Source organism: Flagellimonas meishanensis (assembly GCF_019880545.1).
In the GTDB taxonomy this organism is placed as follows: domain Bacteria; phylum Bacteroidota; class Bacteroidia; order Flavobacteriales; family Flavobacteriaceae; genus Flagellimonas; species Flagellimonas meishanensis.
The window spans coordinates 1,364,572-1,376,729 of the sequence record NZ_JAINVW010000003.1 but is presented as its reverse complement, the minus strand read 5'-3'; the positions used below and the strand labels follow the sequence as shown (position 1 = coordinate 1,376,729).

Sequence of the window (12,158 nt, the reverse complement as noted above, 5' to 3'; positions counted from 1 at the left end):
GAATATCTTAGAGGGATTTTAATAAACCACCATCAATGGGAATGTTGGCCCCGTTGATATAGGCCGCTTTGTCCGAAGCCAAAAAAGCCACCAAATAACCGTATTCCTCTGGTTTTCCAATACGCTTGACCGGAACCTGGGATTCCATTGCCGTTCTGACCTCATGCGGGAATATTCCCATTTTTTCGGCTTTTTTTTCATTGAGCGAAGCAATCCGGTCGGTATCAAAATAGCCCGTTAAAATGTTGTTGACCGTAATGCCATCCTTTCCAACATCTATGGACAAGCTTTTGGCCCAGGTGACCACTGCGGCTCTAATGGAATTTGATAGGGCAAGGTAGCTCAACGGTTCCTTGACCGAAATGGAAGCGACGTTGATGATACGTCCCCATTGGTTTTTTTGCATGTTTCCCAAGGCCAACTGGGTGGTCAAGACCACGGACTTGAACAACAAATTGAATGCCTGTTGGTAATCATCAACGCTTTTTTCCAATGCCCCACCGCCCGCCGGGCCTTGGGTGTTGTTGACCAATATATCGATAGTGGCGTTTTTGAAGAACTTGGTCATCACTTTGTTGAAGGACTCAAAATCAGAAAAATCCACGAGCAAATAACCATGTTTCTGCCCTAAAGCGGTGTCCAGTTCCGAGACAACCGTTTTAAGATCGGCCTCATTTCTGGCCATAAGGGTAACATTTGCACCGCTGGCCGCCAATTGAACGGCAATGGCCTTTCCAATTCCTTTGCTGCTTCCGCCAACCAGGGCATTTTTACCTTTGATGGATATGTTCATAAACTATCTGTATTCTTCCCGCACAGGACTAAAGACGTCCATTAACTTGCAATCTGTCAAAGCTTTTCCACTATGTGGAATGTTAGAGGGTATCAGAACGACGTCGCCAGGTTCATAAACGGCGGTTTTTCCATCAAGGGTAAACTCAAACCTTCCTTGCACCACATGCATTATCTGTTCGTGCACATGATGGTGCTCCGGTACTTCAGCATTTTTTTCCACTTCCCAAAAAACCCATGTCATGGATTTGCTATGGACCATTTTGCCATGGTAACCCTTGATCAGTTCTTTACTTGCTATGTCTTTTAGGTTCATAATATGAAATTAGGCAATGGTACCCATCCGTTTGTGGTGTTAACAGAGAGGATTAACTGAGTTTCTCAATTGGGCCGCAGCTTTTCGGCCACACTATCATAGTATTCTTTGGTCAGCTTTTCGGTCCAAACCGTGGGCTCACTGCCATAAATTGCGATATAGGATACTTTACTGTCCACCGTGGAGGTATGCCAATGCTCTATATCTTTTTCGCATTTGATTACATCGCCCTTTTTAAGTATAATGGGCTCTTTCCCTCTTTCTTGATAGTAGCCTTCGCCCTCAATAATGATTAGGACCTGTGGGGTGCTGTGCTTGTGCCAGTCCAAGGTGGAATTTGGACTAAAAGTGGCTTGGGTAATGTTGTGGTCCCAATCGTTTTCCGCTTTAAGCAAGAAGTTTAGCCAAGCATCACCCATGTGGTGGGTATTTGGTGCCTTGATGCCTTCAGTCATAAAGGACGATATTTTATACCCAGGATTTTGCCCATAAAAAATGAGGGGTAATGTTGCGAATAGTATTGCAGCCAGTTTTTTCATTTTGAATGTTTGTTATTGAATCAAATTAATACCAAGGTATAAAATTATTATGTAGAGATTCTTGTTGGCATTGGTTTGACCATTGGTTATTTTTGGAGGATAAACCATTTTGATGAACATTCATTTCATTGCCATAGGAGGAAGTGCAATGCACAATCTCGCCCTTGCATTGAAGCACAAGGGTTATCAGGTTACCGGAAGCGACGATGTGATTTTTGAACCTTCCAAAAGCCGATTGGATGCGGAGGGGCTGTTGCCCCAGGAATTTGGGTGGTTTCCGGCCAAGATTCACGAAGGGCTGGACGCCGTGATCTTGGGCATGCACGCCAAACCGGACAATCCAGAGTTGGCCCGGGCCCAAGAGCTTGGATTGAAAATACATTCCTATCCCGAGTTTCTTTTTGAGCAGTCCAGGCACAAAACCAGGGTGGTGATTGGGGGGAGCCATGGAAAAACGACCATAACATCCATGATCCTGCATGTGCTGCAATACCATAGCATTGAAGTTGACTTTATGGTCGGGGCCCAACTGGACGGTTTTGACCGCATGGTCCATTTGACCCAGGATAACGATTTCATGGTGCTTGAAGGGGATGAATACCTATCCTCTCCCATAGACAGAAGACCCAAGTTTCATCTTTACCAACCCAATATTGCCTTGTTGAGCGGCATTGCATGGGATCACATCAACGTGTTTCCCACTTTTGAGAATTATGTGGAGCAGTTCCAGATTTTTGTGGACAGTGTCGTAAAAGGGGGAAGCATAACCTATAACATGGAAGACCCCATCTTGAAAGATTTGGTGGAATCTTCCGAAAATACCATCCGCAGATTTCCTTATGGTACGCCCAACTTCAGTGTGGTAGATGGTGTGACCCTTTTGGAAACCCAAGAAGGGGAGATGCCCTTGGAAATCTTTGGGGAACATAACCTCAATAATTTGGCTGGTGCGAAATGGATTTGTCAGCAAATGGGAGTCGATGAAATGGATTTTTATGAGGCCATTGCCACCTTCAAGGGGGCGTCCAAGCGGTTAGAGCGAATAGCCAAGGGAAAGACCTCCGTGGCATATAAGGATTTTGCCCATTCTCCCAGCAAGGTGAAGGCGACCACAGAAGCGGTAAAGGCCCAATATCCAGACTATCGGTTATTGGCCTGCTTGGAACTGCATACGTATAGCAGCCTAAATGCCAAATTCCTGAAAGAATACAAGGGTGCCTTGGATGCAGCCGACGAAGCGGTGGTTTTTTACTCTCCAGACGCGGTAAAAATAAAAGGATTGCAGGAAGTGACCTCCGAACAGATTTCAATGGCCCTTAATAGGAAGGACATCAAGATATACACCGAACCCGAAAAGTTTCAGGAATATCTTTTCTCCCAAAATTTTGATAACACCTCATTATTGCTGATGAGTTCTGGCAATTATGGAGGGCTGGACTTTAATGAGGTTAAAAGAAGATTTGCATAAAAGGGGAATCAGTTTTTGGTGCTACACACCAAACTGCCTCAGATGATGGTCCAAATGCTTGTATTGCATCTGCCCCCATTGGTCGTAGGTAAAATGGCCAAACATGGGGTGGGGATCCCAGGATTTTCGACTTCTTTCTTTGTAAAAATCATTGATCAAATCAATCAGCTTACCCTTCTCTTCCGCATAAACTTTTGGCACTGTTACCCGTAAACCCTTGGCAGTAGGCAAATTGGGTTTCCAAGTTTTATCGTTGTACATGTTCTTTTTGAAACTTTTGAAAAGCAGTTTCATAAAAGGATTGGGTTTTTTCGTAAAATTGTATCGTTTCAATGCAATCTTTAGGGGAAACTGACAGTGATACAACATCTGTCCAACCTCCATTTTTCCCCATTGCCCTTTGGAAGAATCGGTCAGCTTATCAATCCTTGAGAGGATTTCTGAATGCGTTTCCGTGTCGAAAAGTGATTTCATGTACCAAGGATTTTGTTTTGAAAATTACATAAAATTAATCCGCTATATTTAGACTATGCAACAAAAAACGGCATCTTTTTCCATAAAAAACTGGGCCATGGATGACAAGCCCAGGGAAAAATTGGTGGCAAAGGGCAGTTCAATGTTGTCCGATGCAGAGCTTATCGCCATCCTTATCGGTTCGGGGAACAGAAATGAGAGCGCGGTTGAACTCTCAAAACGAATTTTGGCCTCGGTGGATAACGATTTAAACGAGCTTGGAAAACTATCAATCAACCAACTGATGCGGTTCAAGGGCATTGGAGAGGCCAAGGCGATTACCATAGCCGCTGCCATGGAGGTTGGGAGGCGCCGAAGGGGACCAGACCACAAGAGAGTTTTGAAGATCACGGGCAGCAAGGATGTTTTTGAACTGTTGTTTCCCTTGATCGGGGAACTGCAGCACGAAGAGTTTTGGATCGTATATGTGAATAATTCCAACAAGGTCATACACAAGTCCCAATTGAGCAAAGGAGGCATTACAGGGACTTTGGTGGATGTCAGGCTCGTTTTGAGAAAAGCGCTGGAACTTGGCGCGGTTGGCATTGTACTGGCACACAACCATCCTTCCGGAACACTGAGGCCGAGTGCTTCGGACAAAAAAATCACCCAAAAATTGAAAACGGCCGCAGAGGCACTCGACATTAAAGTTTTGGATCATTTAATTTTGACCCAACACGAATACCTTAGCTTTGCCGATCAAGGAATACTGTAGACACACTGTAATATGCTTTTGATATTTACCCATAAAATTACCAATAGGCTGGCCTATACGGCCAGGCAGATTTTTGAGGGAATCTTGGGTATTGAGGTTTCATTTACCACCAAGGTGGAGGATTTCATAAAACATTCCGGTCCCAAGATCACCTATTCCAAGCAACCGTTACAGAATGAATTTTTTATCCGAAGCAACGATTTATTGTTTGAACAGGGAATCAACGATCTGGACATCAAGGTATCGGATTGGGATGGAGTCCCCTGTTTTTTTTCAAGCGGGGAAAAAAGCACGATCCCTTACGATATTTTTTCAGCCAGTTTTTTCCTGCTTACCCGCTATGAAGAATATTTGCCACATGTAAAGGACAGCGTGGGAAGGTATCCCGTAAAGGAAAGCCTGGCGTACCAGAACAAGTTTTTGGAGCTCCCTGTAGTGGATATCTGGGCATATAGGTTATTGGATGCCCTTATGCAGCGATTTCCCAATATGAAACGCAAAAAAAGGGCTTACAATTTTACATCGGTCATAAACGTAACCACCTCACATAGCTATGCACTGCGTGGGGTTGCAAGGACGTTCGGCGGCTTTTTATTAGATCTGGGAAATCTAAGATTTAAGAGCATAGTTGACCGTGCATCGGTTTTGATGGGTTTTAAGAAGGATCCTTATGACAATTTTGGTCAATTGATAAAAATCCATAAAAAATTTCCCATCAAGACCATGTTCTTCTTTCAAATGGCCGAACACTCCGCACATGATAAAAATATATCCCCAAACAACAGCAAGTTCCGTTATCTGATAAAGTCCGTGGCGGATTACAGCATCGTTTCGCTTAGCACATCCTATGTTTCATCCACGGATAAAACCGTTTTAAAAGAAGAAAAGGACCGCCTGAGCAATTTGATAAACAGGCCCGTTCGTTATTCCAGATTGCGCTATAATCGGGTAAGTGTGCCGACCACCTATCGCAATTTGGTGGAAACCGAGTTCACCGATGATTTTTCAATGGGCTATACCCATGAGATTGGCTTCAGGGCCGGAACCTGCACCCCCTTTTACTTTTATGACATCAATATGGAGGTGCGCCAGCCCTTGAAGGTACACCCCTTCGCGGTACACGATTATGCACTTTTGAACTATGATGCCCAGGCGGCAATTTTTGAAAAAATGGATGCTATCTACAGGAACGTAAAACAGCTAAATGGAAGCATGGTCTGTATCTTTTCCAATGAGTTGTTGGGCGGGAGCCATCAAATAAACTGGATTGAGCTATACAAATCCTTTTTAAAACGATACTATGTTTAGCCATGGGATAACCGATGTTTTCTTTGATCTAGACCACACGCTTTGGGACTTTGAGAAAAACTCGGCACTCACGTTCCAGAAAATATTTGAAGAACATCAGATCGGAGTTGACCTGGATGACTTTTTAACCATCTATTCTCCTATCAATCTAGAATTTTGGAAACTTTATCGGGAGAACAGGATAAGCAAACCCCAACTGCGGTATCGCCGATTGAAACTCACCTTTGATCAATTGGGCACACAGGTATCGGATGTGACCATCGACGCTTTGGCACATGATTATATTGCACATTTGTCATCCTTTACGCATCTGATGCCGAACACCATGGAAATTCTGGGGTACCTCGCCCCAAAGTATCGGTTGCATATCATCACCAATGGGTTTCAGGAAGTTCAGGAAAAAAAGCTGAAAGGAAGCAAAATACGGGACTACTTCAACCAAATTGTAAATTCCGAGACAGCAGGAGTGAAAAAACCTCACCCCTATATTTTTGAGCTTGCGCTGACGAAGGCCAAAACCTCACCGCGGAATTCGATGATGATAGGCGATAATCTCGCAGCCGATATCCAAGGGGCAAAAGCTGTTGGTATGGAAGCGATACACTTCAATTGCAACGGGGAATCCGCGCATAAGGTGGCCCCAATGATTAACAATCTTATTGAAATAAAAGGCTTTTTGTAGAGTTATAGTTAGGAGATCTGGTCTCTCAATTGTTATATGATAAAAGCCCCATTGCCCATGAAAAGAAATCTTTTCAAGCTTGCCTTTGCATTGCTGGTTTTGTGCTTGCCCATTTCTTGTTCCGAAGAGCAGGACTTTGATCAGTTTGATGACTTGCAGGTAACCCCTTTACTGGTTTCGAGTATTTTCTATTTGGAGTCCACAGAGGAGTTCATCAACGCTTCCGGTACCTCTGAATCTTTTTATAGTGAAGATGTCAATTTTGATGCTTTCAATGAGCAATTTGTGGCGGAAAGGCTCTTGGAAGGTACCATAATCTTCGAAGTGGAGAACACCACCAGCAAAAATATCAGTTTTGTTGTTGAGTTTTTGGATGAAACCGGGAACATTCTGGATACTGAAACTTTTAGCATAGAGCCCGCACCGTCTGGCATTCTAACACGGGAAGTGGCCTATGGTCCCACGGGCAAGAGCTTGGACATACTGGTAGCTACTTCCGCACTTAGGATTGTTGGCAGCAACCTTGGCGATAACTCCAGCACTTCCTCTGAAACCGACCCAAAGATCATATTCAGATCCGCTGCGGAATTTCTATTTGAATTGCAATGAGGTTGAGCTTGTCACTTTTTTCCTTTATGCTATTGGGAATAACCCCGTTGTTGTCCCAAAACAAGCAATTATTATATGATTTTTATGAGATTCCCCAATCGTTGATGGTCAACCCCGGGGTAAAGACCATGGAACGATGGCATACCGGTGTACCCTTTATTTCAGGATTGTCGTTTCAGGCAGGAACAAGTGGCGTGACGGTAAACGATCTCTTTGCAAACGATGGCATCGATTTTACGACCAAAGTAAGGGAAAGGGTCTTGGATGCCATGAGCAGAAGGGACGATTTTAGCACCACAAGCCAAATTGAAGGGTTCAATGTGGGTTTTAGGGGAAGAAACCGACCTGATGACTACTATTCTTTTGGGATATACGGTGAGACCGATGTGATTGTATATTGGCCAAGGGATTTGGCCATTTTGGCCTTTGAAGGCAATGGGGGCACCAATATAGGACGTAGTTTTGATTTGGGCGATCTTAGTGTCAGGGGAGAAATGGTTAATGTCTTTCATTTTGGCATCAACAGAAAAATGAGCAATACCCTTACCGTAGGCGCCCGTGCCAAGCTGTATTCCAGTATTTTTCAGTTTCAGTCCATCAACAATTCGGGTTCTTTTGTGACCACACAGGGGCAGGACAACATATACAGAAGTACCATTGTAGCGGATATGGAACTTCAAACCGCAGGGGCCAATGGCATCATCAATATTTTGGACGAGGACACCTCCACCACACAAAGGGACCTAACCCGGCTTTTCGCCAAAAGAGTGTTCTTGGGCGGTAACCTGGGCCTCGGGCTGGATCTTGGGTTCAGTTATAACCTCAATCCGCAGACGACCATTACGGGCAGTATTTTGGATCTGGGGTTTATTTATCAATCCAAAGACGTAAAGAATTATACGCTACGGGGGAGGGCCGAAACCGAGGGAATCACCGTTTTTTTGCCCGATGATGTGAATGAAATCGATAATGATCTTTGGCAGGATTTGGTGGACGATATTGAGGAGTCCCTGCCTTATGGGGAAAACAGCTCCGGATATCTATCTTTCAGGCCCTTAAAGGCCTATGGTTCCATTCGCTATGATTTTGGCCAGGGCCAAAGCAAAAACGAAAATTGCGGTTGCGGAATCAATGTTGTCAGTGGCCAAAACCAGGAATTTTATAAGAACAGCGTAGGTGGGCAACTCTATCTGATCAAAAGGCCAAGGGGTTTTCAGCCTGCCCTCACAGGGTTCTACCAAAAAAGGCTTGGAAGGGCCTTCTCCATGAAGACCACCTATACCGTGGATAAATATTCGTTTACAAATGTGGGATTGGGACTCAATTTTCAGGCTGGTCCAGTGAATTTTTATATCCTTGGCGACAACCTGTTGGGCTATCAAAATATAGCCGGAAGCCACTATGCATCTTTACAATTCGGATTTAATATTATATCTTGGAACGATAATTGATTTAAGGTAGATATGAGGTTAAGAATTGTATATATAGCGCTTTTTGCCATAGGAATTAGTGGAACCGTAAATGGGCAGCTGAACAGCTACAAGTATATTATTGTGCCTAAAAAGTTCGAGGCATTCAATTCGGAAAACTTGCATATGACAAGCACCATGGTGAAACACTATTTTACCCAATATGGATTCAATGCAATTTATGATGATGCAATACAAGTGGATTTAGTGGAGGAACCATGTCTTGCTTTGACTGCTGAACTGTTGGATTTTTCCACCCTATTCTCCACAAAGACATTTATAGTACTTACCGACTGCAATGGGAAAGAAATCTTTAGGACCATTGAGGGAAGGAGCAAAGAAAAAGAATATCGTGATGCTTATAAAGAGGCGTTGGAAGAATCCTTTATTTCTTTTGCTGGGATGGACTATAGGTACACACCCAAAGAAAAAAAAGAAACCAAGTCCAAAAACGACGAGACCATTACAATAAGCTTCAAAGATGATATAAAGTCGGTTGGCAATGCTCCCAACCCTAAAGTCGTAGAACAAAAAGCTACACCGAAAGAACAGTTCTACAAAAGTAAAGAGCCGATAGGTTCAAATATGGTAAAGGCGGAACCCGTGGAAGAAATCAACGAGGAACAAGCACCTGTGTTATCGCTATCCAAAGACTTTCGGCTTGGGGATCAGATGGTTGCCCAATCCGTTGAAAATGGATATCATTTGATGGACAATGCTTCCAATGTGATACTCAAACTTCAGGAAACTTCTATGCAAGACATTTTTTTGACAGACTATAAGGGCAACAATGCCGTTGTCTTCAAAAAAGACGACAAATGGATGCTTGAATACGCCGAAAACGGTGAGAAACGTTTAGAGGAGCTCAATATCAAATTCTAATAGCCGTACTTTTTTTTCCAAAGCTTTTTTAGAAAATCACGCAATGCATTTTCACGGGGATTGTTTCCTGGTCGGTAAAAGGCCGTTCCCGAAATTTCTTCCGGGAGAAACTCAAAATCCACAAAGTTTCCTTCATGATCATGGGCATAGTCGTAGTTGGCCCCATACCCCAAATCCTTCATCAGTTTGGTCGGGGCATTTCTAATGGCCAAAGGAACCGACAGATCCCCTGTTTCACCCACCGTTTTTTGAGCTTCTTTTATGGCAACATAGCTGGCATTGCTTTTGGGCGAACAAGCCAAATACGTAGCGCATTGGCTCAAAATGATTCTTGCCTCAGGATGTCCAATGGTGTTCACCGCCTGAAAAGTGGTGTTCGCCATGACCAATGCCGTTGGATTTGCATTGCCAATATCCTCGGAAGCCAGGATCACCATCCTCCTCGCAATGAACTTTACGTCCTCGCCACCCTCAATCATTCGGGCAAGCCAGTACACCGCTGCATTGGGGTCACTTCCCCGTATGGATTTGATAAATGCAGAAATGATATCGTAGTGTTGCTCCCCGGTTTTGTCGTAGAGGACTGTGTTTTTCTGAACTTTGTTAAGCACAGAGTCGTTTGTGATGGTGATGGGTTCTTCTGTCTCAGAATTGACTATCAGCTCAAAAATGTTCAATAATTTTCTGGCATCACCACCCGAAAGCCGAAGCAGGGCCTCCGTTTCCTTAAGAACGATTTTTTTTGCGCGTAACACCGTATCAGTAGTCATTGCCCGGTGCAAAAGGGCTTCCAAATCCGTTTTGTCAAATGGTTTCAACACGTATACCTGACATCGGGAAAGGAGTGCGGGGATAACCTCAAAACTCGGATTTTCGGTGGTAGCGCCAATCAGGGTTACCCAGCCTTTTTCCACGGCGCCCAGCAAAGAATCTTGCTGCGATTTACTAAATCGATGAATCTCATCAATAAACAAAATGGGATTTTTTGAAGTAAAAAGACCCCCGCTTTGCTTTGCTTTTTCAATAACTTCCCTCACATCTTTCACCCCGCTGCTTATGGCACTTAGGGTATAAAAAGGCCTTTCGCTTTCATTGGCGATGATATTCGCCAAAGTGGTCTTTCCAGTTCCGGGTGGCCCCCAGAAAATCAAGGAGGGAACAATCCCCTTTTTGATTTGAAGGGTCAACGCCCCATTTTCACCCACCAAATGACTTTGGCTAATGTAATCTTCCAATGATTTGGGCCGTATGCGCTCTGCCAAGGGTTCGTTCATGAGGATAAAAATAAAACAAATTTGTAGGCACTGGGGCAGTCATTTTTGAAAGGATATCCATTTGAAACTGACAATTTGTGTAAATTCAACTTTATGGCCGATTAATTGATTCATTATGCAATATGTCAACAAGCGATCATTTTAAGATTTCCAATTCCGTGATCTTGGCACCATTGGTGGCCATTTTGGCCATTTGGACGGTTTTTTGGGCTGAACTGCGTTTGGGGGTCAACCTGAACGATTTTGGGATTCATCCAAGGAAAATCAGTGGGTTGAAGGGTGTTTTGTTCAGTCCATTCATCCATGGCTCTGTTGAGCATCTTTATAACAACACATTGCCTTTGGCCGTGTTGACTTCTTTCCTGTTCTATTTTTATCAAAAACAGGCATTACGGATCGTTATCCTTGGCGTGCTCATCTCTGGATTATTGACGTGGTTCATTGGCAGGCCGTCCTTTCATATTGGGGCCAGTGGGCTGATCTATGTACTGGCGAGTTTTATTTTCTTTAAAGGGATTTTGACCAAGCATTTTAGATTGGTCGCTATTTCCCTGGTAGTGGTTTTCATCTATGGAAGTATGATCTGGTACATTTTTCCGGTAAAGGACGGAATATCTTGGGAAGGGCATCTTTCAGGATTCCTGACAGGACTCTTCCTTGCTTTGATGATTAGGGTGAAGGTACCCAAAGAGAAAAAGTATGCTTGGGAAAGGGAAGATTACAATGAGGAGGAAGATCCTTTTTTAAAACACTTTGATGAGGATGGCAATTTCATTGAGGGTAATTTGGACGATGACCAGAAGGACCATGTTTCCGTTCAATATCATTACAAAAAGAAGGATAAGGAGTAAGGCTACCCTTTTCTTTGCCGAACCACTTCATATAGAAAAACTCCACAGGCCACTGAAACGTTCAAGGAACCAATAGAACCCAATAAGGGAAGTTTGGCCTGTTCATCCACCAGTGCAAGTATGGAAGGCGAAATTCCATGGCCCTCAGAACCCATGATTATGGCACACGGGCGGTCAAAATCCACATCATAAAGCTCGATGTCCGTTTTTTCTGTGGCGGCCACCACCGAAATACCTGAAGATTGTAGATAAAAAATGGCATCCTTTAAATGCTCCACCTTTGCTATCGGGATGTTGAAGATGGCACCTGCCGACGTTTTTACGGTATCCTCGGTAATGGGTGCCGCACCTGTTTTGGGGATTATAATGCCGTGAACACCAGAACATTCGGCCGTTCTGATAATGGCTCCAAAATTTCTGACGTCAGAGACTTGGTCCAACAATAACAAGAAGGGCTTGGTTTCTTTTTGGATGACTGCTTCAACCAAAACTTCAAAATCGTGAAAGGAGACCGGGGAAATCTGCGCGACCGCACCTTGGTGGTTGTTCCTGGTCAGCCTATTGAGCTTTTCAACGGGAACATAGGACCGACTGATGCCCGTTTTGCGAATGGTCGCCTCCAATTCCTGGTACAACTCTCCTTTGAGTCCTTTTTGAAGGAAAATCTTGTTTATGGGCTGTTCGGCGGCAATGGCCTCCAGTATGGCCCGGATACCGTAGATTTGGCTGTTCATAGGGAA

Annotated in this window: 14 protein-coding genes; 8 read left to right on the top strand and 6 right to left on the bottom strand. The window is 43.9% G+C overall.

Going from position 1 to position 12,158, the window contains the following annotated elements; all coding sequences use genetic code 11:
• Positions 1-7 precede the first annotated feature (7 nt).
• The 3 genes from K7G75_RS14350 to K7G75_RS14340 form a co-directional block, all read right to left on the bottom strand.
• Positions 8-793 (bottom strand): SDR family oxidoreductase, encoded by a 786-nt coding sequence (locus K7G75_RS14350; protein ID WP_222984920.1) that lies wholly within the window; start codon positions 791-793, stop codon positions 8-10.
• Between the two features lie 3 nt (positions 794-796).
• Positions 797-1,108 (bottom strand): cupin domain-containing protein, encoded by a 312-nt coding sequence (locus K7G75_RS14345; RefSeq protein ID WP_222984919.1) that lies wholly within the window; start codon positions 1,106-1,108, stop codon positions 797-799.
• A 65-nt stretch (positions 1,109-1,173) separates the two neighbouring features.
• On the bottom strand, positions 1,174-1,563 hold the full coding sequence (locus K7G75_RS14340; protein WP_262420351.1) for a cupin domain-containing protein: 390 nt from the start codon (positions 1,561-1,563) through the stop codon (positions 1,174-1,176).
• Positions 1,564-1,759: 196 nt separating this feature from the next.
• Here K7G75_RS14340 and K7G75_RS14335 point away from each other — a divergent pair, with 196 nt between their 5' ends.
• Positions 1,760-3,115, top strand: coding sequence for a UDP-N-acetylmuramate--L-alanine ligase (locus K7G75_RS14335; protein ID WP_222984917.1), 1,356 nt, complete (start codon positions 1,760-1,762; stop codon positions 3,113-3,115).
• A gap of 21 nt (positions 3,116-3,136) precedes the next feature.
• Here K7G75_RS14335 and K7G75_RS14330 read toward each other — a convergent pair whose 3' ends face one another.
• Positions 3,137-3,589 (bottom strand): DUF1569 domain-containing protein, encoded by a 453-nt coding sequence (locus tag K7G75_RS14330; protein ID WP_222984916.1) that lies wholly within the window; start codon positions 3,587-3,589, stop codon positions 3,137-3,139.
• Between the two features lie 55 nt (positions 3,590-3,644).
• On the opposite strand from K7G75_RS14330, the gene radC reads away from it, so the two are divergent.
• Genes radC through K7G75_RS14300 form a run of 6 tightly spaced genes read left to right on the top strand, consistent with a single transcriptional unit; the run spans position 3,645 to position 9,293 of the window.
• Positions 3,645-4,343, top strand: a complete 699-nt coding sequence (gene radC / locus K7G75_RS14325) for a RadC family protein (RefSeq protein WP_222984915.1) — start codon at positions 3,645-3,647, stop codon at positions 4,341-4,343.
• Positions 4,344-4,355: 12 nt separating this feature from the next.
• A complete protein-coding gene (locus K7G75_RS14320) occupies positions 4,356-5,651 on the top strand; it encodes a polysaccharide deacetylase family protein (protein ID WP_222984914.1) in 1,296 nt (431 codons plus the stop codon).
• Positions 5,644-6,333 carry a YjjG family noncanonical pyrimidine nucleotidase gene (locus K7G75_RS14315; RefSeq protein ID WP_222984913.1) on the top strand — a complete coding sequence of 230 codons (690 nt, stop codon included), beginning with the start codon at positions 5,644-5,646 and terminating at the stop codon, positions 6,331-6,333. The genes K7G75_RS14320 and K7G75_RS14315 overlap by 8 nt, the downstream gene beginning before the upstream one ends.
• Before the next feature lie 57 nt (positions 6,334-6,390).
• A complete protein-coding gene (locus K7G75_RS14310) occupies positions 6,391-6,942 on the top strand; it encodes a hypothetical protein (protein ID WP_222984912.1) in 552 nt (183 codons plus the stop codon).
• Entirely contained in the window at positions 6,939-8,393 is a 1,455-nt protein-coding gene (locus K7G75_RS14305) for a DUF5723 family protein (RefSeq protein WP_222984911.1), read from the top strand. The genes K7G75_RS14310 and K7G75_RS14305 overlap by 4 nt, the downstream gene beginning before the upstream one ends.
• A 12-nt stretch (positions 8,394-8,405) precedes the next feature.
• Positions 8,406-9,293, top strand: coding sequence for a hypothetical protein (locus K7G75_RS14300; RefSeq protein WP_222984910.1), 888 nt, complete (start codon positions 8,406-8,408; stop codon positions 9,291-9,293).
• Here K7G75_RS14300 and K7G75_RS14295 read toward each other — a convergent pair.
• Positions 9,290-10,567, bottom strand: a complete 1,278-nt coding sequence (locus K7G75_RS14295; protein ID WP_222984909.1) for a replication-associated recombination protein A — start codon at positions 10,565-10,567, stop codon at positions 9,290-9,292. The two genes, K7G75_RS14300 and K7G75_RS14295, sit on opposite strands and share 4 nt — an antisense overlap.
• 122 nt (positions 10,568-10,689) lie before the next feature.
• Here K7G75_RS14295 and K7G75_RS14290 point away from each other — a divergent pair, with 122 nt between their 5' ends.
• On the top strand, positions 10,690-11,418 hold the full coding sequence (locus K7G75_RS14290) for a rhomboid family intramembrane serine protease (protein ID WP_222984908.1): 729 nt from the start codon (positions 10,690-10,692) through the stop codon (positions 11,416-11,418).
• A gap of 2 nt (positions 11,419-11,420) precedes the next feature.
• Here K7G75_RS14290 and rlmB read toward each other — a convergent pair whose 3' ends face one another.
• On the bottom strand, positions 11,421-12,152 hold the full coding sequence (gene rlmB / locus K7G75_RS14285; protein WP_222984907.1) for a 23S rRNA (guanosine(2251)-2'-O)-methyltransferase RlmB: 732 nt from the start codon (positions 12,150-12,152) through the stop codon (positions 11,421-11,423).
• Positions 12,153-12,158: the final 6 nt, after the last annotated feature.